Origin of the sequence: Stenotrophomonas sp. CASM101 (assembly GCF_049384845.1) — a bacterium.
Classification (GTDB): domain Bacteria; phylum Pseudomonadota; class Gammaproteobacteria; order Xanthomonadales; family Xanthomonadaceae; genus Stenotrophomonas; species Stenotrophomonas hibiscicola.
Map to the genome: position 1 here is coordinate 117131 of NZ_JBMRFR010000005.1, position 23004 is coordinate 140134.

The 23004-nt window shown below is 67.9% G+C and carries 16 protein-coding genes; 6 read left to right on the forward strand and 10 right to left on the reverse strand.

The window, feature by feature from the left end; all coding sequences use genetic code 11:
• Window positions 1–17: 17 nt before the first annotated feature.
• Together gltB and VG543_RS10200 are read left to right on the forward strand one after the other, a co-directional pair.
• The gene (gene gltB, locus VG543_RS10195) at window positions 18–4472 is read left to right on the forward strand and encodes a glutamate synthase large subunit (protein ID WP_423179119.1); all 4455 of its coding nucleotides are present in this window, start codon (window positions 18–20) and stop codon (window positions 4470–4472) included.
• 61 nt (window positions 4473–4533) lie between these two features.
• Window positions 4534–5979 (forward strand): FAD-dependent oxidoreductase, encoded by a 1446-nt coding sequence (locus VG543_RS10200; RefSeq protein WP_423179118.1) that lies wholly within the window; start codon window positions 4534–4536, stop codon window positions 5977–5979.
• Here the strand turns inward: VG543_RS10200 and VG543_RS10205 are convergent.
• A complete protein-coding gene (locus VG543_RS10205; RefSeq protein WP_423179131.1) occupies window positions 5965–8373 on the reverse strand; it encodes an ATP-binding protein in 2409 nt (802 codons plus the stop codon). The two genes, VG543_RS10200 and VG543_RS10205, sit on opposite strands and share 15 nt — an antisense overlap.
• A gap of 167 nt (window positions 8374–8540) precedes the next feature.
• Between VG543_RS10205 and VG543_RS10210 the strand changes: the two genes are divergently transcribed.
• A complete protein-coding gene (locus tag VG543_RS10210) occupies window positions 8541–9407 on the forward strand; it encodes a methylglyoxal synthase (protein ID WP_155028751.1) in 867 nt (288 codons plus the stop codon).
• A 351-nt stretch (window positions 9408–9758) separates the two neighbouring features.
• Here the strand turns inward: VG543_RS10210 and VG543_RS10215 are convergent, their stop codons facing one another.
• Genes VG543_RS10215 through ttcA form a run of 3 tightly spaced genes read right to left on the reverse strand, consistent with a single transcriptional unit; the run spans window position 9759 to window position 12460 of the window.
• A complete protein-coding gene (locus VG543_RS10215) occupies window positions 9759–10538 on the reverse strand; it encodes a M48 family metallopeptidase (protein ID WP_423179117.1) in 780 nt (259 codons plus the stop codon).
• A 59-nt stretch (window positions 10539–10597) separates the two neighbouring features.
• The gene (locus VG543_RS10220; protein WP_423179115.1) at window positions 10598–11503 is read right to left on the reverse strand and encodes a recombination-associated protein RdgC; all 906 of its coding nucleotides are present in this window, start codon (window positions 11501–11503) and stop codon (window positions 10598–10600) included.
• A gap of 36 nt (window positions 11504–11539) precedes the next feature.
• The gene (gene ttcA, locus VG543_RS10225; protein WP_171953210.1) at window positions 11540–12460 is read right to left on the reverse strand and encodes a tRNA 2-thiocytidine(32) synthetase TtcA; all 921 of its coding nucleotides are present in this window, start codon (window positions 12458–12460) and stop codon (window positions 11540–11542) included.
• A 91-nt stretch (window positions 12461–12551) separates the two neighbouring features.
• On the opposite strand from ttcA, the gene VG543_RS10230 reads away from it, so the two are divergent.
• Entirely contained in the window at window positions 12552–12755 is a 204-nt protein-coding gene (locus VG543_RS10230; RefSeq protein WP_005407501.1) for a YdcH family protein, read from the forward strand.
• A 116-nt stretch (window positions 12756–12871) separates the two neighbouring features.
• Here the strand turns inward: VG543_RS10230 and plsB are convergent, their stop codons facing one another.
• The 4 genes from plsB to VG543_RS10250 form a co-directional block, all read right to left on the reverse strand.
• Window positions 12872–15508, reverse strand: coding sequence for a glycerol-3-phosphate 1-O-acyltransferase PlsB (plsB, locus tag VG543_RS10235; protein WP_019662245.1), 2637 nt, complete (start codon window positions 15506–15508; stop codon window positions 12872–12874).
• Entirely contained in the window at window positions 15508–16461 is a 954-nt protein-coding gene (locus tag VG543_RS10240) for a hypothetical protein (protein WP_346715206.1), read from the reverse strand. The genes plsB and VG543_RS10240 overlap by 1 nt, the downstream gene beginning before the upstream one ends.
• A 424-nt stretch (window positions 16462–16885) precedes the next feature.
• Window positions 16886–17611 (reverse strand): orotidine-5'-phosphate decarboxylase, encoded by a 726-nt coding sequence (pyrF, locus tag VG543_RS10245; protein WP_021202271.1) that lies wholly within the window; start codon window positions 17609–17611, stop codon window positions 16886–16888.
• Window positions 17608–18531 carry a 5'-nucleotidase, lipoprotein e(P4) family gene (locus tag VG543_RS10250; protein WP_171953208.1) on the reverse strand — a complete coding sequence of 308 codons (924 nt, stop codon included), beginning with the start codon at window positions 18529–18531 and terminating at the stop codon, window positions 17608–17610. Before VG543_RS10250 ends, pyrF begins: the two co-directional genes overlap by 4 nt.
• 101 nt (window positions 18532–18632) lie before the next feature.
• Here VG543_RS10250 and VG543_RS10255 point away from each other — a divergent pair, with 101 nt between their 5' ends.
• Complete coding sequence (locus VG543_RS10255; protein WP_423179114.1) at window positions 18633–19286, forward strand: YceH family protein; 654 nt, start codon at window positions 18633–18635, stop codon at window positions 19284–19286.
• A 36-nt stretch (window positions 19287–19322) separates the two neighbouring features.
• On the opposite strand, the gene VG543_RS10260 is transcribed toward VG543_RS10255, so the two are convergent.
• Window positions 19323–19850: a GNAT family N-acetyltransferase gene (locus tag VG543_RS10260; protein ID WP_423179113.1), complete on the reverse strand. Its 528-nt coding sequence runs from the start codon at window positions 19848–19850 to the stop codon at window positions 19323–19325.
• Window positions 19851–20111: 261 nt separating this feature from the next.
• Window positions 20112–22088 (reverse strand): UvrD-helicase domain-containing protein, encoded by a 1977-nt coding sequence (locus VG543_RS10265; RefSeq protein WP_058983214.1) that lies wholly within the window; start codon window positions 22086–22088, stop codon window positions 20112–20114.
• A gap of 101 nt (window positions 22089–22189) precedes the next feature.
• On the opposite strand from VG543_RS10265, the gene VG543_RS10270 reads away from it, so the two are divergent.
• Window positions 22190–22810: a thymidine kinase gene (locus VG543_RS10270; RefSeq protein WP_021204637.1), complete on the forward strand. Its 621-nt coding sequence runs from the start codon at window positions 22190–22192 to the stop codon at window positions 22808–22810.
• Window positions 22811–23004: the final 194 nt, after the last annotated feature.

Here is a 23004-nt window from a genome sequence, read left to right on the forward strand (position 1 = left end):
TACGCATCGAGGTAGAGATGGCCCCCCGCAACCGCCAAGGGCTTTACGGCCCGCGCTCCGAGCGCGATGCCTGTGGATTTGGCATGGTCGCCCAGCTCGACGATCAACCATCGCGCCTGTTGGTTGATACCGCCATCGCCGCGCTTTCGCGCATGACCCACCGTGGCGGTGTTGCCGCCGATGGCCTGACCGGTGATGGCTGCGGCCTGCTGCTGCGCCGCCCCGATGCGTTTCTGAAACTGCTGGCCAGCGAAGCCGGCATCGCCACCGCCGCGCGTTTCGCCGCCGGCCTGGTATTCCTGCCGCACGACGCCGACGCGGCGCAGGCCTGCCGCGCGCAGCTGCAGGCGCAGGTGGAAGCGGTGGGCTGCAAGGTCGCTGGCTGGCGCGAGGTACCGACCGACGACAGCGTCTGCGGCCAACTGGCGCGCGACACGCTGCCGCGCATCGAGCAGGTGTTCGTCGATGCGGGGGTTGGCCAGGATGATGCCGGCTTCGCGCTGGCGTTGTTCCTGGCCCGCCGCCGCAGCGAACAGCAGCTGCGCGATCACGCCGACTTCTACGTCACCACGCTCACCCCGGATGCGATCAGCTACAAGGGCATGGTGCTGCCGGACAAGCTCAGCCGCTTCTTCCCGGACCTGCAGCGCCGCGAGCTGGCCTCCAGCGCGATCGTGTTCCACCAGCGATTCTCCACCAACACGCTGCCGCGCTGGCCACTGGCGCACCCGTTCCGCATGCTCGCCCACAACGGCGAGATCAACACCATCGAAGGCAACCGTCGCTGGGCGCAGGCACGCAGCAAGGTGTGGAAGACGCCGCGCTTCGATATTGGTGAATTCGACCCGGTCATCTCCATGCACGGTTCGGATTCGCAGAGCCTGGACAACATGCTGGAGCTGATGGTCGCCGGTGGCATGGAGTTGATCCAGGCGCTGCGCATCCTGGTACCGCCTGCCACGCAGTCGCTGGAATTCAAGGATCCGGACCTGGCGGCCTTCTACGAGTTCCACGGCCTCAACAGCGAGCCGTGGGACGGCCCGGCCGGCATCGTCGCCTGCGACAGCCGCTATGCGGTGTGTACGCTGGACCGCAACGGCCTGCGACCGGCGCGCTGGATGCTCACCGCCGACCGCCACTTCCTGGTCGCCTCCGAAGCCGGCGTGTGGGAAGTGCCGACCGAGCGCGTGGTGCGCAAGGGCAAGCTCGGCCCCGGCGAGATGATCGCGATCGACCTCAAGCGCGGCGACCTGCTCGACTCCGATGCGGTCGACCGCATCAACCGCGGCCGCGCGCCCTACAAGCAGTGGCTGCAGCAGGGCGTGACCTACCTGCAGACCGAACTGATCGACCCCTCGCTGGTGGAAGAACCCTTCGACGAAGGCACCCTGCGCAGCTACCACAAGCTGTACCAGCTCAGCAGCGAGGAAGTGGAACAGGTGCTGCGGCCGCTGGCCGAGACCGAGCAGGAAGCCACCGGCTCGATGGGCGACGACACGCCAATGGCGGTGCTGAGCCAGCGCAGCCGACCGCTGTACGACTATTTCCGCCAGGCCTTCGCGCAGGTCACCAACCCGCCGATCGACCCGCTGCGCGAGGACTGCGCGATGTCCCTGTCCACCCAGCTCGGCAAGGAAACCAACATCTTCCATGCCGGCCCGGAGACGGTGAACCACGTCATCCTCAATTCGCCGGTACTGAGCCAGCGCAAGCTGCGCCAGCTGTTGAAGATGGACCAGTACGTGCAGGCCAACCGCCTGCTCGACCTTTCCTACAGCGAAGACGAAGGCCTGCGCGCCGGCATCGAACGCATCTGCAGCGAAGCGGAACAGGCCGCGCGCGATGGCATGGTGATGCTGCTGCTGTCCGACCGCTACCCGGTGGCCGGGCGGCCGATGGTGCATGCGCTGCTGGCCACCAGTGCCATCCACCACCACCTCTCGCGGCTGGGGCTGCGCTGCGACGTGAACCTCATCGTCGAAACCGGCACCGCGCGTGACCCGCACCACATGGCCTGCCTGCTCGGTTTCGGTGCCACGGCGGTTTACCCGTACCTGGCCTACCAGACCCTGTTCGACCTGGGCCGTCGCGGCATCCTCAAGCTCAGCAAGGGCGGCGAGCAATCGCAGATCGGCCGCCGCTACCGCAAGGGTATCTACAAGGGCCTGTCGAAGATCATCTCGAAGATGGGCATCTGTACGGTGGCCAGCTACCGCGGCGCGCAGCTGTTCGAGATCATCGGCCTGGAAGCGGAAGTGGTGGACCTGTGCTTCCCCGATACCGCCTCGCGCATCGGCGGCGCCGGCTTTGCCCGCCTGGATGCCGACGCGCGCGAACTGTGCGCGCAGGCCTGGGACGCGCAGCAGGGCGTGGATGTCGGCGGCCTGCTGAAGTACGTGCACGGCGGCGAATACCACATGTACAACCCGGACGTGGTGACCACCCTGCAGCGCGCGGCGCGCAGCGGTGACCCGCGTGCGTGGCAGCAGTACTGCGATGCGGTGCATGCGCGCCCGCCATCGGCGCTGCGTGACCTGCTGGAGCTGGTGCCGGCGGCCGCGCCCGTGCCGCTGGACGAGGTCGCTCCAGCCAGTACCCTGTTCCCGCGCTTCGATACTGCGGCGATCAGCCTGGGCGCACTGTCGCCGGAAGCACATGAAGCATTGGCCATCGCCATGAACCGCCTCGGCGGCCGCAGCAATTCCGGCGAAGGCGGTGAGGATCCCGCGCGCTATGGCACCGCGAAGCGCAGCAAGATCAAGCAGGTCGCCTCGGGCCGCTTCGGCGTTACCGCCGAGTACCTGGTCAATGCCGAAGTGCTGCAGATCAAGGTCGCGCAGGGCGCCAAGCCCGGCGAGGGCGGCCAGCTGCCCGGCCACAAGGTCAACGAACTGATCGCACGTCTGCGCTACGCGCGGCCGGGCATCGGCCTGATCTCGCCGCCGCCGCACCACGACATCTATTCGATCGAAGACCTGGCGCAGCTGATCTACGACCTCAAGCAGGTCAACCCGACCGCGCTGGTATCGGTGAAGCTGGTCAGCCATGCCGGCGTTGGTACCATCGCCGCCGGTGTGGTCAAGGCCGGTGCGGACCTGATCACCATCTCCGGCCATGACGGCGGCACCGGTGCGTCGCCGGTCAGCTCGATCCGCTATGCCGGCGTGCCGTGGGAACTGGGCGTGGCCGAAGCGCACCAGGCGCTGCTGGCCAACGACCTGCGCGGGCGCACCCTGCTGCAGACCGATGGCGGGCTGAAGACCGGCCTGGACGTGGTCAAGGCCGCGCTGCTGGGCGCGGACAGCTTCGGCTTCGGCACGGCGCCGATGATCGTGCTGGGCTGCAAGTACCTGCGCATCTGCCACCTCAACAACTGCGCCACCGGCGTGGCCACCCAGGACGAACGCCTGCGCGAGAACCACTTCACCGGCCAGCCGGAGCGCGTGGAGAACTTCTTCCGGCTGCTGGCCGAAGAAGTGCGTGGCTGGCTGTCCTACCTGGGCGCGCGTTCGCTGGAAGAGATCGTCGGCCGCACCGACCTGCTGCGGCAGATCGAGGCAGCGCCCCGTGATGGCGTGCGCGTGGACCTGTCACGCCTGCTGGCCGACAGCCGCTACGAGGGCAGCCATTGCGCCGCGCAGCGGCTGTACGAATCGCCGGACAGCCTGGCCACGCAGATGGATGGCCTGCTTGCCTCCGCCATTGAACACAAGCGCGGCGGCGAGCATCGCTTCCTGATCCACAACACCGACCGCAGCATCGGCACCCGCCTGGCCGGCGCGGTGGCGCGTGCGCACGGCAACCAGGGCATGGCCGACACGCCGCTGGAACTGCGCTTTCGCGGCAGCGCCGGGCAGAGCTTCGGCGCGTTCAACGTGGGTGGCCTGCACCTGGAGGTGGAAGGCGAAGCCAACGACTACGTCGGCAAGGGCATGGCCGGTGGCCGCCTGGTGGTGCGACCGCCGCGCGGTGCCCGCTTCGAGGCACGCAGCACCGCCATCATCGGCAACACCTGCCTGTACGGCGCCACCGGCGGCGAGCTGTTCGCCGCGGGCAGGGCGGGCGAGCGCTTCGCGGTACGCAACTCCGGCGCGCTGGCGGTAGTGGAGGGTGCCGGCGACCACTGCTGCGAGTACATGACCGATGGCGTGGTACTGGTGCTGGGCAAGGTCGGGCTGAACTTCGGTGCCGGTTTCACCGGCGGCCTGGCCTACGTGCTGGACGTTGATCGCGATTTCGTCGACCGCTACAACCACGAGCTGATCGACATCCATCGCGTGTCCGCCGAGGGCTTCGAGAACTATCGCCAGCACCTGCACCGCCTGATCGGCCGCCACCGCGAGCTGACCGGCAGCATCTGGGCGCAGCAGATCCTGGACGAGTTCCGCGATTACATCGGCAAGTTCTGGCTGGTCAAACCGAAGGCCGCCAGCATCGAGTCGCTGACCGAAACCCTGCGACGCGCCGCGTGATGTTTTCCGGTAGTGCCGGCCGCTGGCCGGCAACGTTCCCCCTCGCATTACAGAGCCCGCCATGAGCCGCAAGCACGCTTTCCAGTTCCTCGACCTGCCCCGCACCATGCCGCAGCGCATTCCGGTGGAACTGCGCACCTCCGGCGACTGGGGTGAGCTGTACGGCAGGTTCGGCAAGGAAGACGCGCAGTACCAGGCCGGCCGCTGCCTGGACTGCGGCAACCCGTACTGCAGCTGGAAGTGCCCGGTGCACAACGCCATTCCGCAGTGGCTTCAGCTGGTGCAGGAGAACCGCATCCACGAGGCGGCCACGCTGTGCCACAGCACCAACCCGCTGCCGGAAGTGTGCGGCCGGGTGTGCCCGCAGGACCGGCTGTGCGAAGGCAGCTGCACGCTGGAGGAGTTCGGTGCGGTCACCATCGGCGCGGTGGAGAAGTACATCGTCGATACCGCATTGGCCAGTGGCTGGCGCCCGGATCTGGCCGCGGTGCAGCCGACCGGCCACAGCGTGGCGGTGATCGGCGCCGGTCCGGCGGGGCTGGCCTGTGCCGACCGCCTGGCTCGCGCCGGCATTGCCGCCGTGGTCTATGACCGCTACGAGCAGATCGGCGGCCTGCTGCAGTTCGGCATCCCCAGCTTCAAGCTGGACAAGGACGTGATCCGTCGCCGCCGCGACGTGCTGGAGGGCATGGGGGTGCAGTTCCGCCTCGGCGTGGAGATCGGCCGCGACATCAGCCTGCAGCAGCTGCTGGATACCCACGATGCGGTGTTCGTCGGCACCGGCGCCTACCGCTACACCGATGGCGGCCTCGACGGCCAGGACCTGAAAGGCGTGCTGCCGGCGTTGCCGTTCCTGGTGCAGAACAGCCGCATCGTCGGTGGTGATGATCCGAAGGGCCGGCCGATTGCCGGCTGGGAAGACACCATCGCCCTGCCCGATCTCAACGGCAAGCGCGTGGTGGTGCTCGGCGGTGGCGATACCGGCATGGACTGCGTGCGCAGCGCGATACGGCTGGGCGCGGCCAAGGTCACCTGCGCCTACCGCCGCGACGAAGCCAACATGCCCGGCAGCGCGCGCGAGGTCGCCAATGCACGCGAGGAAGGTGTGCGCTTCCTGTTCAACCGGCAGCCGCTGTCGATCGAAGCCGGCGCCGATGACGAAGTAATCGGCGTAACCGTGGTCGAGACCCGGTTGGGTGAGCCGGATGCGAACGGCCGCCAGAACGCGGTGCCGATCGATGGCAGCGAATCGCTGCTGGAGGCCGACGTGGTGATCATCGCCTTCGGCTTCTCGCCGACCGTTCCGGCATGGCTGGCCGAGCACGGCGTGGAAGGCCGGTCCAACGGCCGTATCGTGGCCGGAGGCAAGGATCGCCTGCCGTTCCAGACCGCGCATCCGCGCCTGTTCGCCGGTGGTGATGCGGTACGCGGTGCCGACCTGGTGGTGACCGCCGTGGCCCAGGGCCGCGATGCCGCCGCCAGCATCGTCCGGCTACTGGCCCACTGAGTCCGGCGCCAGCAGTACCGCCAGCAGCGCCCGCAGCACGTGCGGCTCCACCGGCTTGGCCAGGAAGTGGTCGATGCCAGCCGCGCGACAGGCTTCGCGGGTGCTTTCCATCACGCTGGCCGTGAGCGCGATGATCGGCACCTGCGCACGTGCCGGGCAGGCATCAGCGCGGATCGCCCGCGCCAGTGCGAAGCCGTCCATGCCCGGCATGTGGCAGTCAGTGATCACCAGCTCGAACGGCTGCGCCTGCCATGCTTCAAGCGCCGACTGCCCATCGGTACAGGCGTGGACCCGCAGCCCTAGCGCGCACAGGCGCTGCTCCAGCAGCTGCAGGTTGGTAGGATGGTCTTCAGCCACCAGTACGCACGCCGCCGGCAATGGATGCTCATCCGCTGATGCCGCCGAAGGTGCGGCCATGGGTGCCTCGCAGGCCTCCAGGTCCAGATCCATCCATACCGTGGTGCCCTCCCCAGGGGAGCTGCGCAGCTGCAGCTCCGCCCCCATCGAGGTTGCCAGCTCGCGGCAGATCGCCAGGCCCAGCCCACTGCCGCCGAAGCGCCGCGTGGTCGAGCGCTCCGCCTGGGCATAGGCGGCGAACACCGCCTGCTGTCGTTCCTCGCTGATGCCCACGCCGCTGTCGCTTACCTGCAGGCGCAGCCGCTGCCCGCGGGCGTGCTGCTGCAGTACCTGCAACCGCAGTTCCACGTGGCCGTGCCGGGTGAACTTCAGTGCGTTACCGGCCAGGTTGAACAGGATCTGGCGCAGGCGCAGGCCATCGGCCAGCGATCCCGGCTGCATCTCCGGATCAAGCACCACCTGCAGGTGCAGGCCGCGGCTGGCGGCCACCGGCATCAGCAGCTGCTGCACCGCGCGCACCAGTGCCGCCAGATCGGTGGGCCGCAACTGCAGCGGTGCGCCCTGCAGGCGCTGGCTGTGCAGTACATCGTCGAGGATCTGCCGCAGCATCCGCGCCGCATCATCCACCGTGGCCAGCACCTGCTGCTGGCGTGGCTCCAGCCTGCTGCCCGCCAGCCGTTCGAGCATGCCCAGCAGCGTGCTCATCGGCGTGCGGATCTCATGGCTCATCGTGGCCAGGAAGTGCGCCTTGGCCTGTGCCACCTGCTCGGCCTCGCGGCGCGCGTCGGCCAGCGCGCGGGTACGTGACTGCACCTCGCTGACGTCGATCCAGTAGCCGCTCCACTCGACGTAGCTATCGTCGCAGGACAACGGTCGCCCATGCGAACGCACCCATCGCCAGCCCTGTGGTGAACGGGTACGGAAAGTGACATCGATCGGGCCACGCGCCAATGCGGCTGTCTCGATACAGGCCATCACCCTGCTGCGGTCCTCGGGGTGGACCGCAGCCAGCAGCCACTGGTGATCGATGCGCGCGCTCTCCACGCTGATTCCGAACAGGGACTGCACGTCGCCGGCGATCTGCGGAAAGCTGTAGTGACCGCACGCCGAACGGCGCGCCTGGTAGACCACCGCCGGCAGGTTCGCAGTCACCTCCTGCAGGCGCTGCTCCACGACTCGGCGCCGCACGCTTTCGCGATGCACCCGCCAGTAACCGTAGGCATGTACCAGCGCCAGTGCGAGCAGGATCAACGAGGCCGGCACCAGCCAGCGCAGGGGTGACGATGACGGCCAATTGCGCGGCCGGTCCGGCAGCCAGGCCGCGCGGATCTGATCGCGCTCGGGATCGGTCAGCTGCGACAGCGCCTGCTCGAAGCCGGCGATGACATCGGCGCAGGCGGGCGTGGTCGCCAGCACCAGGGCATCATCGAAACCGGCCGGCGCAGCGATCAGCAGTGCATCGCCCTGGTAGCGGCGCAACGCGGCCTCGACTTCGCCGAGGTTGGCAACCACGGCATCGATCAGGCCGGTGCCCAGCAGCGGGAGCGCATCGTCCAGCGCTGCCGGTGGCAGCAGCTGCGCACCCGTTGCCTGCTCGGCCAGCAGCCCCTGCAGCGGCATCCGGCTGGGGCTGGCCACGGTGCGTCCACGCAGATCTTCCAGGCCCAGCACCGGCGGCGTACCCTCCCGGCGGACGATCACCTGTGGCAGCTGCAGGTAGGGCGTGCTGGCCACCCACCCGGCGGGCAGCTGCGAGCGTGGCCACCCCAGCAGCGCCTGGGTGCCGGCCGGCAGCTCATCCCGGTCCACGCTGGCGGCCGGCACGGGCAGCAGCTGCAGTGGCCGTTGCCGCCCCAACAGCTCCAGGTACACCGCGCCGAGCCCCCGTGCCTCACCCTGTTCGCTGGACGACAAGGGTGCGCGGTCGGAAGGCCAGGCAATGCGCAGCGGTGTCCTGCAGCCCGTGGCGGAGGCCGTGGCAGGCAGCAGCAGGCTGGCCATGACAGCAATGGCTGCCGGGAGGCCGGCGACATTCACGGTAGGCATCCTCATCTCGCGGGCGGAAGGAACGGCCGCGCTGCGGTACCGCTGCCTGCCACGCTATCGACGTGCGGACCGACGGCAATGAAGAAAGTTGTAAAAGCATCCAGATAGGGGAATGCCGACATACACTGCCGCCTTCACCCGTAACTGCGGAGCGTTCGATGCGCATCGGCCTGGCTGCCAACCGTCTTCATCACCACGACGCGCGCGCCGCGCTGTTCCGTTGGCTGCGCAGCAGCGAGCCCGGCCTGCGCGAGCTGGGCGTGTCGCTGCATGCGGTCGGTCGCACCCATGACGCGATCGAACGACAGGGCTTCCTGACCGGGTACGCGGGCCTGCACCGTTACCCGTACGGACGCGAGGGTGGCCTGATGAAGCTGGTCGCCGAAGTCGTCGGCATGGGTCCGGATCGGACACTGGATGGCGCGATCTACCTGATCGATCCGGTCGACCCATCCTCGGTGTTTCCAGAAGCCACGGCGCTGAAACGGCAGTGCGTGATTCACGGCAAGCCGTTCATTTCGACCGTGGCCACCGCACGCGACTGGGTCGAAGTGGAGCGCGTCCACGCCGGGCTGCCGGCAGACCGCGGCGCTGACGACCTGCATGCGTTCGAAAGCCAGACGCTGGCACTGATCGCGCATGATGCGATGAAGCCGGCGATGCTGGCCTTCGCCGATGAGCATTTCGATGTGCTGGCCCGGTTCGGCGAGCGGGTGGCGACCGGCACCACCGGCCAGCGTTTGAACGAACTGGCCTGGAGCCGGGGCTGGCCGCGTGATACGCCGTGGGTGACGCGCTACCAGAGCGGCCCGATGGGCGGTGATGCGCAGATTGCCGACCGGGTACTGGAGGGGCGTTGCCAGCGTGCGATCTTCTTCGAGGACCCGCATGTGGCGCGCCAGCATGAGGCGGATATCCAGCTGCTGGAGCGTGCGGTGACGACGGTGACCGACCAGGCAGTGTGCATTACGGCGCCGCGGGTGGCGGCGCGGTGGGCGGCGGCCGCGGCGTTGCGGGCGGGGTGAGGGTTTCGGCCAACGGCTGCGCCCTCGTGGCGGGTCGTTCAAATCAGAAGCCGTGCTCGGCCGGCCGGGGTGGATTGCGCAGGGGTCGCTGCAAGTACGTCCTTGTAAGCTCGGTCGCCGCATCCATGCGGCTCACGCCCCTGCGCAACCCACCCCGCCCGGCCACGGACAGTTTCCTGTGTGCCCACCACGGAAGAAGGAAGGAAGAGCAGGAGCAAAGCGGGTCGCGCGCTGTGCGCGCTCTTCTGTAGAGCCGAGCCATGCTCGGCTGCTCTTCAACGTGATGACTGGAACCCCGCGCTGCGCGCGTCAGCCGAGCGTGGGCTCGGCTCTACAGGGTGCGGGGTGCGGTCACAGCAGCTGGTGCAGCATCGCTTTGAGGCGTCGCCCTTCCAGCTGGAAGTAGTCGCGCTGCTCGCGCCAGGCGGGGAAGCGTTGTTCCACTTCGTGCCAGAACGCAGGCGAGTGATTGGGCTGGATCAGGTGGCAGAGCTCGTGCACCAGCACATACTCGAACGCTTCCGGACGACCGAGCACCAGGGCCAGGTCCAGTGCCATGCTGCCGTCGGGGGCCAGCGAGCCCCATTGCGAGGACATCACCTTCAGCCGCAGGCGGCTGGGGGCGCGCGGCAGAGTGGGCAGGTACTTCGGCAGCCAGCGGCCGACGTCGGCGCGGGTCTGGGCTTCGTAGAATTCGCGCAGCAGACGGCGCAGGGTGGCGTCGCCGCCGCGGGTCGGCCACTGCACGCAGGCGCCGTGCGCGTCGATCTCCAGGCGCGCGTAGCGGCCTTCCTGCCAGCGCAGCGGCAGCAGTTCGCCGCGCAGGGGCAGCACACCGTCTTCGCCCGGCTGCAACGGTGGCGGCAGGCCCTGGCCCTGGTACTGCCGCAGCTGCAGCGCCAACCATTCGCGGTGCTGTTCCAGGAAGCGTTCGCCCATCACCAGGCTCGCGCGCGGCGGCAGGGTCAGGCGTGCGCCGCGTTCGTCCACGCTCAGCTTGATGCGCCGCGCACGCGGATCACGCACGCGCAGGACCTCGATCTCGGCATCCTCCAGGCGCAGGCGAACGGTGTCGCGCTGTACGGTGGCGGGCGGGGTCGGGCTGATCAGGCGGCGCAGCAGACGGCTCATGCGCCCAGCATAGCGCCGCTTCGGGCCGCCGGATGACCGGCGGCCGTCGCGCTGCCTGTTCAGTCAGCCTTGCTGAGCTTGAAGGCTTCTTCCAGCAACAGGAACAGGCGGCGGATCTCGGCGCTCTGCAGGGCAAAGCGGGCGTCGAACTCGGCGCGGCGTCCGTCTTCGTCGGCATGCTCCAGCTGGTCCAGGGCGCCGTCGAGGAACTTCAGCTTGCGCACGATCAGGTCGTCGCCGATGACGAAGGACAGGTTGTCCTCGAAGATCAGCGCCAGCTTGGTCACCTGCTTGCCGGCGTCCAGGTGCTTGTCGATCTCGTCGCAGCGCAGTTCCTGGTGCTGGCACTTGACCACCGCGCCGCCTTCCACCGGGTCCTTCATCTCGCACTCTTCGCCCAGGCTCAGTCCGGTCGGCAGCGGCTCGCCGGCGATCCAGCCGGTCAGGATCGAGCGCGGCGCGACTTCGGCGTTCAGCGGCATCGCCGGGAAGCTGCCGAGCAGGCCGCGGATGTCGGACATGAAGTACTCGCCGGTCTTGCGGCTGGAGGTATCCACCGCCACATAGCCGTGCTGCAGGTCGATGAAGGCGTCGTTGCGCGAGGACTTCACGAAGGCGCGCGGCAGCAGTTCATGCAGCAGGTCGTCCTTCATGCGCTTGCGCTCGCGGCCACCTGGGCGGCGGCCTTCCTTCTCCTCGATCTCCTCCAGCTTGCGCTCGAGCAGGTCGTTGACCACCGCTGCCGGCAGGATCTTGTCCTCGCCGCCCACGGTCAGCCACAGGTGTTCGGCGATGCGGTGGGAGAGCTGCTCCTTTTCCTCGCGGCCGAACGGCGAGATGAAGCCGCGCGAGTTCATTTCCAGCGCGCCAACAGGCTTGAGCACGGCGTGCGGCAGCAGGCTATCGACTTCGGAAAAATCGGTGGCGGTCGGAAAACGGAAGAACGTCAGGTTGCGAAAGAACATGGAATTCCGGATGGCAAAGAGGAAGGGCGACCGACCTTAAACGGTGGGCGTCTCGGGATCTGCGTCGGCGTCGGCCGGGGAACCGGCCAGCCAGGCATGGGCATCGGGCAGCGGCGCATCGTCGCGACGGCCCAGCGCCATGAAGTCGAACAGGGTAGTGTCGGCCAGCTGCGAGGGCCGGACGTCACCCATGGCGCGCGCGATCTGCTCGATGCGGCCGGGATGGTCCTTTTCCCACTGCTTCAGCATCAGGCCGACCTGGCGGCGCTGCAGGTTCTCCTGGCTGCCGCACAGGTTGCAGGGAATGATCGGGAACCGGCGTGCCTGCGCGTAGTCGACGATGTCGCTTTCGCGCACGTAGGCCAACGGCCGGATCACCACGTGCCTGCCGTCATCGCTGCGCAGTTTCGGCGGCATCCCCGCCAGCTTGGCGTGGTGGAACAGGTTCATGAAGAAGGTGGCCACCATGTCGTCGCGGTGATGGCCCAGCGCGATCTTGGTGAAACCGTGGGTTTCGGCGTAGTTGTAAAGCGCGCCACGACGCAGGCGCGAGCACAGCGAGCACATGGTCTTGCCTTCCGGAATAACCCGGCTGACCACCGAGTAGGTGTCCTGCTCGATGATGTGGTACGGCACGCCCAGCCCAGCCAGGTACTCCGGCAGGATGTGCTCAGGGAAGCCCGGCTGTTTCTGGTCCAGGTTCACCGCCACCAGCTCGAACGGCACCGGTGCCTTCTTCTGCAGCTGAAGCAGCACGTCCAGCAGGGTGTAGCTGTCCTTGCCGCCGGACAGGCAGACCATGACCTTGTCGCCGGCCTCGATCATGCCGAAGTCGGCGATCGCCTCGCCGACCTGGCGGCGCAGGCGCTTGGCCAGCTTGTGCTGCTCGCGCTCGGCCACGCGTGGATCGCGGGCGGCGCGCGGCTGGGGATCGGGAAGGGAAATCACGGCACTCATGGGCTCCATTCTAACGGCTCGGAGCGGCCCCGGCCGGGGGTCGGTATTCCCCTCTCCCGGCGGTCATCATCGCTGTGTATGCTCGGAACCTGTGGACACCTACGACCCCGCCGAGATCGTCGAACGCCTCGCCGCCCTGCGCGCCGAGCACCGCCTGCTGGATGAACAGATCACCCGCATGGCGGCCAACGGCGAGGACGAACTGGAAGCCAAGCGCCTGAAGCGGCGCAAGCTGCAGTTGAAGGATTGCATCGCCAGGCTGGAGAGCCTGCAGATTCCCGACGAGCCGGCCTGAGCCGGGTTCAGGTGGGTGCCAACCCGGGTTGGCCTCCTGCTCCGGTACGTGCCAACCCTGGTCGGCACGACGGGAAGGTGTGCGTACCAAGGTCCACACCCACCGCAGGATTCAGTTCAATCCTGCGGCGCCGGCTCGTCCGGGCGCGCCGCTTCCGGGCTGACCCGCTCGATGGTGTGGCGCAGCTCGCGGCCGAGGATGAACTTGGCATCCTTGGCCCAGGCATCCAGGCGCTCGTCGAACAGCAGCTTGCTGTTCTCGTCCGGCCACACCAGGCGCAGCTCGCGCAGCTTCTGGATGAAGCCTCGGAACAGGGCCTTGTCGAAGAACTCCGGCGCCGCCGGCGCATAGAGCAGGCTCAGGCGTTGCGCGGCCTGCTGGCACAGGCTTTCCAGTTCGGCGGCGCCAAGCACGCCGGGGCCGTTCTTGACCAGCACCGAAATGGCGATGTAGTAGCGCTCGAACGCCTGCTGCAGCGAGTGCCCGATGGCGCGCAGGCGGAAGACCTCGTCGGTCTGCCCGGTGTTGCGCGCCAGAATACCGCCGTCGTCGTCATTGACGTTCTGCAGCAACCCCTCACGCACGAACACGTTGATGGTCTGGTCGATGCGCTGGGCGAACTCGTCCTCGCTCCACGGCAGGAACAGCTCGGCCTGCAGGAACGGGTACACCGTACGGCCCAGCTGGACCAGGCCGGCGCGGCTCATGCGGCGGTTGTTCTGGAAGCAGCAGGCCACCCACGACGAGGCGGTGAACAGGTGCAGCACATTGTTGCGGAAGTAGCTCAGCAGGACCGCGGTATCGCCGCTGACGCTGAGCACATCGCCCAGCGGGTGCTTGATGCGGGTGAGGACGTTGATCTCCTCGGCATGGGCGATGATCCGCTCCGGCGAGTGCGGGGTCACCGTCACCCGGTCCGAGTACGGCATCTCGACCAGCAGCGTCTTGCACAGCTCGATCTGCGCGATCAGGTCGGCCTCGCCCATCGCGTGCTTCGGCGTGGACAGCAGGGCCAGCGCCAGCAGGTTGATCGGGTTGACGTCGGCGGCGCCGTTGATGCGCACCTGGATGCGTTCGGCCAGCGTATCCACCGTGGTCGACAGCCAGGCCGGCTTCTCGTCCTCGGACACCGCCTCGCCCTTCCACTCCGGCGCCTTCTCGGCCAGCACGTCGTTCAGTGCGATCGGTTCGCCAAAGTTCACCACCACCTGGCCGTAGTTCTGCTTGAGCACCTTGGGGATGCCCCACAGCAGCGACCAGATCGATTCCTTTTCCTTCGGCCGGCCGGACAGTTCGTCCAGATAGCTGCCGCCTTCCATCAGTTTCTCGTAGCCGATGTAGACGGGCTGGAACAGCACCGGCTTGCGCGGCTGGCGCAGGAACGCACGCAGCGTCATCGAGATCATGCCGCCCTTGGGCTGCAGCAGGCGGCCGGTGCGCGACCGGCCACCCTCAACGAAATACTCCAGCGAGTAGCCACCGGCCACCAGCTGCGCGACGTACTCGCTGAGCACCGCCGAGTACAGCGCGTTGCCGCGGATCGAGCGACGGATGAAGAACGCACCGCCCTTGCGCAGCAGGGTACCCACCACCGGCAGGTTCAGGTTGATGCCGGCCACGATGTGCGGCGGCACGATGCCACGGTCGTACAGCAGGTAGGACAGCAGCAGGTAGTCCATGTGGCTGCGGTGGCTGGGCACGTACACCACTTCGTGGCCCGGCGCGGCAGCCTTGAACTTGTCCAGGTGGTGCACCAGCACGCCCGCATAGATGCGGTTCCACACGTGGCTGAGCATGAAGCTGGCCGAGCGCACGACCGGGCTGGAATAGTCCGCGGCGATTTCCCAGGCGTAGGCGTGTGCCTTCTTCCAGGCATCGGCCGGCTTCGAATTGTCGCGCTTGGCCTGTGCGGCGATCGCCTCGCGCACCGGTTCGGCAGCCAATACCTGGTCCACCAGCAGGCGCCGCGTCGACAGGTCCGGGCCGATCACCGATTCACGGATGCGCCGGAAGTGCGTACGCAGCACGCGCTGCAGCTTGCGCACCGTGCGCTCCGGCTCCAGGCCTTCGTCCACGGTGCTGCGCAGCGAGATCGGCGGGGCGAAGCGCACGATGGTATTGCGCCCGTTAAGCAGCAGGCCCAGCAGGCGGCGGAAGCGACCGACCAGCGCCCAGTTTTCCGAGAACAGCACCGCGAACCAGCCGCTCTGCTTGTCCGGCGCGCGGCCGACGAAGATAGACACCGGCACCAGGTGCACATCCAGGTCGTCGCGCACGCGGTGCGCCTGCAGGACCTTGGCCAGCGAATCGGAGTGGGTCTTGGCGCCGCGCTGCTCGGGAATCAGCGAGTTGCTGGAGCTGCGCCGCGACAGCGCCAGGTAGGCGCGCTTGCGCCCGGTCGGGTCACCGGCCAGCGGCACCAGCGGCGAGGGCAGCCCGGCCTGGCGGCAGGCCTTGTCCAGGATCAGCGCGTTGGACAGGCCGTAGTCTTCCAGCACGTACACGACCGGACGGCCATCGTTGTACTGGCCTGGGTCTTCCGGCTCGATCTTCAGCGACAGCCACGGCTCGACCAGGCGGCCCAGCAGGCGAGCCCACAGCGGGCGGCGGCCGGCCGGACGCGCGTGCACGGGCGGCGGTACCGGGTTCGGGCCGGTGCCGGTCGAGGGGGACGCCGGCACCGTATCGGCGGGCGTCGACTGGGATTCTTCGCCGGGAAACGGCAGCGGGTTCTGTTTCGACATCGGCGCCATTATGGCTTAGGCGGCGGCGTTGCTGCTTCCCCACCCCCAGCAGGGGCTTCAGCCGGTGATGGCGAGGCCGCGGCGCGGGCCGCGTCGGCCTTGCGCAGCAGCGCATCGGTGTCGGCCAGGGTGCGGGTCAGGTACCAGTGGCCCTCGCGGCGGCTCAGCGGCAGCTGCAGGATCATTTCGCGGCCAGCCAGGTCGTAGTGCAGGCGTACCAGCGCATTGTCACCCTCCACCGAGAGCAGCTCACCGCGCACGCTGCGCAGCGCATCGTCCACGCCCAGCCCGTAGCTGCCCAACACGGCCTTGAGGGTGTGGATGAACGGCGCCAGCTGCTGCAGGCTGCCTTCCATGCCGGCGGCCTGCAGGCCGGCCTCATCATCGAACCCAACCTTGCCGGCCGCGCCAACCAGTGCGGCGATGGTGCTGCGCGCGCGGGCGCGGTCACTGATCGGTGCGCCCTGCGCCCAGCTGGCGAGGGTTTCCACCAGGGCGATGTAGTGCGCCTGTTGGCCGGGCGTATAGCCCTTCTGGTGGCGCAGATACTGCACGCCGAAGTTGCCCATCGACTGCGCGGCCTGGCGAACGGCGCCGGCCTGTCCGGCCAGCTGGCGATCGAAGCTGCGCTGCAGTTCGGCGCTGGCGTTGGGCTTGCGCAGCGCGGCCAGCATCGGCAGCAGCTGGTCACCCAGCGGCAGTTCGGTCAGCGGCCACTGGCTGTGGCCTTCGGTCCAGGCCTGTTGCAGGCGCTGGTACTGGCTGGGCGGCACCGACAGCTTCGCGTAGCCGACCAGATCGTCCTCGGCCAGGCGCAGGGCCATCGCCTGCACCGCCGCGACCGGTTCGGCTGCCGGCTTGGCCGGATCATCGGCTGATTCGCGGCACGCGACCGCCGCCAGCAGCAGCATGGCTGCCAGCCCCCATCCACGCGCAGACCTTCCTCGCACCGCCACGCTCATGCAATCGGACTCCCCGGACCGGTCCGCATCTTGCGGCCTGCGACGTGACAGCGGCAAGCCGGGACGTCACGGTTTCCGCTGTTGCCTGTGCAAGTCACTGACGGGAATAAAAAAAGAGCCGGGATCACGGGGATCACAGGCTCTTCAAACCGGCGCAGGGCCGGTGGACAGTGTTGTGGCACATGTCCGGTCCGAGGACCGGATGGCGGCGATCCTACGCTGCCGCTCAAGTTAAGGCAACACTTCACGTAGTTCGCCTTAAACTATTGATTTTATTGATTCACCTGATGATGGGGGTGGAAGCAATGAAATCTACGGCAGGTTTTGCGGCGATTCGGGCACAACCGCTCGGTAGACAGATGCAAAAACGCCATCCCGCGCGGGCCGGGATGGCGTTCGGGCCTGCAGCCTTCGCAACGGAACCTCAGCGCGCACCCAGTGCCGACGCGATTTCCTGCTGGATGGCCCGGGCCGCGGCCTGCGGATCGGTGGCCAGGCGGATCGGACGGCCAACCACGATGGCATCGGCACCATCGGCAAACGCCTGGGCCACGCCAACGGTACGCTTCTGGTCATCGCCGACCGGGCCACCGGGGCGGATGCCCGGGCAGACGATCGAGAACCCGGCGCCGGTCGCGGCGCGAATCGGGCCGGCCTCCTGGCCCGAGGCGATCACGCCATCGATGCCGGCCGCCTGCGCGGCCAGCGCGCGTTCGACCACCACCTCCACCGGTTCACGGTCGATGCCCATCTGCGCCAGGTCCGGGCGGCCCATCGAGGTCAGCACGGTCACCGCCAGCAGGCGCATGTCACTGCTGTTGGCGGCGGCGCAGGCTTCCATCATCGCCGGGTGCCAGCCGTGGATGGTGGCGTAGCTGACCGGCCACTGCGAAAGGCGCTTGATCACCGCCGCGGCGGTGGCCGGGATATCGAAGAACTTCAGGTCGACGAACACGCGCTTGTCGCGGCGGGCCAGCTCGTCCAGCACCTGGAAGTACTCGCCCGACGCCAGCAGTTCCATGCCGATCTTGTAGAACGCCACGCTGTCGCCGAGGCGGTCGACCCACTCCAGCGCCTGCGCGCGATCAGGCACGTCCAGCGCGAAGATCAGGCGCTCGTCGTCGCGCAGCGGCAGTGGCGCGCGGCTCATGGTGCGTAGTCCAGGGCAGCGCGCTTGGCGTCGTGGCGGGCCTGGCGCGACTGGCTGTAATCGTTGTTGAACTGCGCCGGCTCGAAGCCACCGTAGGTCGGGTTGGGCAGCATCCACCAGCGCTCGCCGAACCAGTCGTGGTACTGCTGCAGCAGTGCGTCACGGCCTTCGTTGGTGTTGGCGGTCACTTCCACGAAATCGCCCAGCTGGTCGCCGAACTGCATCAGCACGCGGTACTTCTGCCCGGCCAGGCGGCGGCGGCAGTTCTTCTCGCTACCGGCCTGCTCGCACCCTTCGACCACGGTGCCCAGGCCCAGGAACACGCTGTCATCGGCCACCGGCAGGCCCTGCTCGCGCAGGTTGGCCAGGGTCGCGTCCTTCAGGTGCACGGCGCGGTTGGAGATGTACAGCAGGGTCACGCCCTTGGCGTTGGCAGCCTTGGCGAAATCCACCACGCCCGGAATGGCCTTGGCCTTCTTCTCGGCCACCCACTGGTCCCAGCTCAGCTCGTCGTATTCCTTGCCGTCGCGCACCAGGCGCGCCTGGTAGGGCGAGTTGTCCAGCACGGTCTCATCCACGTCCAGCACCACGGCCGGCTTCAGGCCCTTGGCCTCGTTGCCGCGTTCCTCCGGCACCAGCGCATCCCAGTGCGCTTCCTTCAGCGCGGCGTCCAGCTGGTCGGCGGCGGCACGGTAGGTCTGCTCGGTGATGGCCTTGTACTCCTGCGCGCGCTGCATCCACAGCACCGCATTGAGATTGTCGTTGGCCGTGGCATCGAGCACGCCATCGGCCTTGGCAGCGGCAGCGGGCGCCTGCGGGGCCGCGGCTTCGGCGGCAGGCGCCTCCACGCGCTTGCAGGCGGACAGGCCCAGCGCCGCGGTAGCGAGCAGGGTCAGGGACAGGGAAACAGGACGACGCATGGATTCACCGGCAATCAGATATACCGGCGCATTTTACCGGCAAAGGCGGCCCCGGGACGGCTATGCTTGGCGGTTGACCCGTTGCCCTTCCGGAGGCCGCCATGACCGATTCCACCCAGACCCCCGACGTCCCCCTGCTCGACGCCGTGCAGGCACGCCTGCTGGGCTGCCTGGTGGAAAAGGAGGCGACCACACCGGACACCTATCCGCTGACCGTCAATGCCGCCCAATCGGCCGCCAACCAGAAGACCGCCCGCGAGCCGGTGATGAACGTCGATGCCGGCAGCGTGCAACATGCGCTGCGCCAGCTGGAGGCGCTGGGCCTGGCCCGCCAGCACTACTCCTCGCGCGCGGACCGCTACGAGCACCGCCTGCAGGCCGCGCTGGACCTGACCCGGCAGCAGACCGTGCTGCTGGCGCTGCTGCTGCTGCGTGGGCCGCAGACGCTGGGTGAACTGATCACGCGCAGCGAACGCCTGTACCGCTTCGCCGATGTGGACGAAGCCCGCCACGCCATCGAGCGCCTGCAGCAGCGCGCCTTGCTGGTGGTGCTGCCGCGCGCCAGCGGCCAGCGCGAAGACCGCTACATGCACCTGCTGTGCGGTGAAGTGGACGGTGCGGCGCTGGCAGCGAAGTACGCCAGCAGTGGTGGTGGTGGCAGCGAGGCGGCCGATCCGGGATTGGCCGAGCGCGTCGCCCGGCTGGAAGCGGCCGTGGCCGAGCTGCAGGCGCAGCTGGACGAACTGCGCGGTTGAACGTCCACATCCGGTAGTGCCGGCCAGCGGCCGGCACTACCCGACGTCAGCCGCACCCGGCGTGGCATACAACCGGCTCGGGCTGTCCACGCCCGGCAACTGGATCACCCCGCGCTCCTGCATGCCCAAGCCCAGCAGGATCTTCCCGGACACCACGTTGTCCAGGTCGGTGATGCCATACAGATCGTGCAGGCCCAGCGCTCCGCGTGCATGCGCGAACACCGCCCGCGCCGCCTCACCGGCATAGCCCTGCCCGGCGAATTGCGAAAGCACCGCATAGCCGATATCCGGCCCCGGCAGGCCATCCCGCCGCACCAGCCCGGCATTACCCACCCAGGCACCATCGGACAACCGCTCGATGGCATACATGCCGAAGCCATTCAACGCATAGCTGTGCAGCACCCGCAGCGCAATGTACTCGCGTGCCTGTTCTTCGTCGCGCACGTTGCGGTCACCGATGAAACGCAAGAAGCCCGGATCATTCAACAGCGCCAGCATCGGTGCCGCATCACGGTCAGGTTCAATGGCCCGCAGCCGCAGGCGCTCACTCTCGATCGGTTGCACAGGCAGACCTCCAGCCGAAACCCCGATTCTGCCTCAACCCCCGGCTGTTGCTTTTGATTTCCTCTGCATTGCCGTGGAAGGAAGCGCCCGGAATCTGTCAGAGGCCGGTCGGGGTGGGTTCGCGGGGGTATCCGCGCCATGGATGGCGCGGCTAAGCCCCCAAGGACGGGTTCACGGCGTCCCCCGCGAACCCACCCCGACCGGCCACACTGCGGAACCAACGCGCGCTCCACCACGGAGGGGCGGCGCCGTTGGAGCGCCCTAGTCGAACAGCGCCTCAATCGCCGCCAACCCCGCGCTCGCCCGTTCCTTCTTCCGCGCCGCATCCGCCACCGGATCGGCGCCATCGCGCTGGATCTCCTCGGCCGGAATCTCCTCGAAGAACCGGCTCGGCTTCAGGCGTACGTGTTCGCCGAACTTGCGCGTCAGCTTGCTGTAGCTCATCCACAGCTGGATCTTGGCGCGGGTGATGCCCACGTACAGCAGGCGCCGTTCTTCCTGCAGGTTGCCCTCGTCCAAGCTGACCTGGTGCGGCAGCACGCCGTCCTCGCAGCCGACGATGAACACGTACGGGAATTCCAGGCCCTTGGAAGCGTGCAGGGTCATCATGCGCACCTGGTTGCCGCCCTCGTCCTTGTCGCTGCGCGACAGCAGCGCCAGCTGGCCGGCCAGGTCGGCGGCGGTTGCACCGCGCGGGCCGCCCTCGAACCACTGCGCCAGTTCCTCGATGTTGTTTGCGCGGCGCTGGTAGCTGGCCTCTTCCTTGGCCTGCTGGCGCAGCTCGCTCAGCAACCCGGATTCCTTGGCCACCTTGCGGATCATGTCGCCGGACGTCACCTGGCGCATCTGTGCACGCAGGTCGCGCAGGATGTCGGTGAAGCGCGCCAGGCTGTTGGCCGCGCGCGGTGGGAGCTGCTGCAGGGCACCGATGGTTTCTGCCACATGCGCCATCGGCATGTCCTTTTCCTGGGCCAGCTCGGCCAGCTTGGCCAGCGTGCCGGCACCGACGTCGCGCTTGGGCGACTGCACCGCACGCATGAACGCGGTGTCGTCATCCGGGTTCACCAGCAGGCGCAGCCAGGCCAGGGTGTCTTTCACTTCCTGGCGTTCCAGGAACATGGTGCCGCCGGTCAGGTGATAGGGAATGCGCAGCAGCTGCATCGCCTTTTCCAGCGGGCGCGACTGGAAGTTGCCACGGAACAGGATGCAGAAGTCACTCCACGGCACGTTGCGCGATTGCGCCACGAAGGCGATCTCGGCGGCGACCTTCTCCGCTTCATGTTCGCTGTTGCGGCATTCCCAAACACGGATGCGTTCGCCGTCGGCCTGGTCGCTCCACAGCTTCTTCAGGTGCTCATGCGGATTGTTGGCGATCAGCGCGTTGGCGGCGCGCAGCACGCGGTTGGAGCAGCGGTAGTTCTGCTCCAGCTTGATGATTTCCAGCGTGGGGTAATCGCGCCCCATCTGCTGCAGGTTTTCGGGATTGGCGCCACGCCAGGCGTAGATCGACTGGTCATCGTCGCCGACGCAGGTGAAGTTGCCCTTCTCGCCGGCCAGCTGCTTGAGCAGGCGGTACTGCGCGTCGTTGGTGTCCTGGCATTCGTCCACCAGCAGGTAGCCGATGCGCTCGCGCCAGGCCAGGGCGATGTCCGGATTCTCTTCCAGGATCTGCACCGGCAGACGGATCAGGTCATCGAAGTCGACCGCATTGAACGCGGTCAGCCTCAGCTGGTATCGCTCGTAGACGCTGGCCGCTTCCTTCTCGCGGTTGCTGCGTGCGGCGGCCATCGCCTGTTCGGGCGACAGGCCGGCGTTCTTCGCGCGCGACACCAGGTTCTTCATGTCCTCGATGTCGTCGGGCTTGGCCCCGTGCATCAGGTCCTTGATCTGCGCAGCGGCATCGTCGGCGTCGAAGATCGAGAATCCACGCTTCAGGCCCACCGCCGCGTGCTCGATCTGCAGGAACTTCAGGCCCAGCGCATGGAAGGTGCAGATCGTCACCTCGTCGGCATCCTGCTCGCGCAGGCGCTTGGCCACACGCTCGCGCATTTCCTTGGCCGACTTGTTGGTGAAGGTGATCGCCGCGATGCGGCGTGCCGGGTAGCGGCCACAGCTGATCAGGTGGGCGATCTTTTCCACGATCACGCGCGTCTTGCCGCTGCCCGCGCCGGCGAGCACCAGCAGCGGACCTTCGATGTGCAGGACGGCGGCGGCTTGGGGGGGATTGAGACCGTGCATGGGATGGGGATTGTAGCGGGGCGGGGTGACGACCACAGCGGCCTGCCGGCGGGGTTGCTGAACGGCTTCGGCGAAGCGGGGCCGCGGCGTACAATCCGTCGATGGCCAAGCTCTACTTCTACTATTCGGCGATGAACGCCGGCAAGACCACCACCCTGCTGCAGAGCGCCCACAACTACCGCGAGCGCGGCATGCGGGTGGCGATCCTGACCCCGCGCCTGGACGATCGCGCCGGCGCCGGCGTGGTTGCCTCGCGGATCGGCCTGCGCGCCGAGGGCATGGCCTTCGACCGTGATACCGACCTGCAGCGCTGGGTAGAGCAGGACCTGGCGGCGAACGGTCCGATGGGCTGCGTGCTGGTGGACGAAGCCCAGTTCCTCACCCGCGCCCAGGTCTGGCAGCTCAGCGAGGTGGTCGACCAGCTGCGCATTCCGGTGCTGTGCTACGGGCTGCGCACCGACTTCCGCGGCGAACTGTTCGAGGGCAGCCAGTACCTGCTGGCCTGGGCCGACGAGATGCAGGAGATCAAGACCATCTGCCACAGCGGCAAGAAGGCAACGATGACGGTACGCGTGGATGAGCATGGCCACGCAGTACAGGACGGCCCGCAGGTGGAGATCGGCGGCAACGACCGCTACGTGTCGGTCAGCCGCGCCGAGTTCAAGAAGATCACCCGCGGTGAAGGGCGTATCGATCCGGCGCAGGCGCCGCTGCCGCTGTAAGGGGTGTGCTTTTGCAGGGCTTGCAGCCCTGCACCTGCTCAACGCAACGGCAACGGCCAAAGCCAAAGCGGCATTCCGCGGGATGGCGGGGCGGTGTGGGTGGGCAGGACACGCCGTAAACCCGTCCCTGGGGGCTCGATGGCGCCATCCATGGCGCCAACGGTCCTGCCCACCCACACCGCCCCACCTCTGAC

What these genes read in the sequence shown, in the direction of transcription:
- gltB (WP_423179119.1), top strand. Translation starts at nt 18, where the DNA reads ATGGCCCCCCGCAACCGCCAAGGGCTTTACGGCCCGCGCTCCGAGCGC.
- VG543_RS10200 (WP_423179118.1), top strand. Translation starts at nt 4,534, where the DNA reads ATGAGCCGCAAGCACGCTTTCCAGTTCCTCGACCTGCCCCGCACCATG.
- VG543_RS10210 (WP_155028751.1), top strand. Translation starts at nt 8,541, where the DNA reads ATGCGCATCGGCCTGGCTGCCAACCGTCTTCATCACCACGACGCGCGC.
- VG543_RS10215 (WP_423179117.1), bottom strand. Translation starts at nt 10,538, where the DNA reads ATGAGCCGTCTGCTGCGCCGCCTGATCAGCCCGACCCCGCCCGCCACC.
- VG543_RS10220 (WP_423179115.1), bottom strand. Translation starts at nt 11,503, where the DNA reads ATGTTCTTTCGCAACCTGACGTTCTTCCGTTTTCCGACCGCCACCGAT.
- ttcA (WP_171953210.1), bottom strand. Translation starts at nt 12,460, where the DNA reads ATGAGTGCCGTGATTTCCCTTCCCGATCCCCAGCCGCGCGCCGCCCGC.
- plsB (WP_019662245.1), bottom strand. Translation starts at nt 15,508, where the DNA reads ATGGCGCCGATGTCGAAACAGAACCCGCTGCCGTTTCCCGGCGAAGAA.
- VG543_RS10240 (WP_346715206.1), bottom strand. Translation starts at nt 16,461, where the DNA reads ATGAGCGTGGCGGTGCGAGGAAGGTCTGCGCGTGGATGGGGGCTGGCA.
- pyrF (WP_021202271.1), bottom strand. Translation starts at nt 17,611, where the DNA reads ATGAGCCGCGCGCCACTGCCGCTGCGCGACGACGAGCGCCTGATCTTC.
- VG543_RS10250 (WP_171953208.1), bottom strand. Translation starts at nt 18,531, where the DNA reads ATGCGTCGTCCTGTTTCCCTGTCCCTGACCCTGCTCGCTACCGCGGCG.
- VG543_RS10255 (WP_423179114.1), top strand. Translation starts at nt 18,633, where the DNA reads ATGACCGATTCCACCCAGACCCCCGACGTCCCCCTGCTCGACGCCGTG.
- VG543_RS10265 (WP_058983214.1), bottom strand. Translation starts at nt 22,088, where the DNA reads ATGCACGGTCTCAATCCCCCCCAAGCCGCCGCCGTCCTGCACATCGAA.
- VG543_RS10270 (WP_021204637.1), top strand. Translation starts at nt 22,190, where the DNA reads ATGGCCAAGCTCTACTTCTACTATTCGGCGATGAACGCCGGCAAGACC.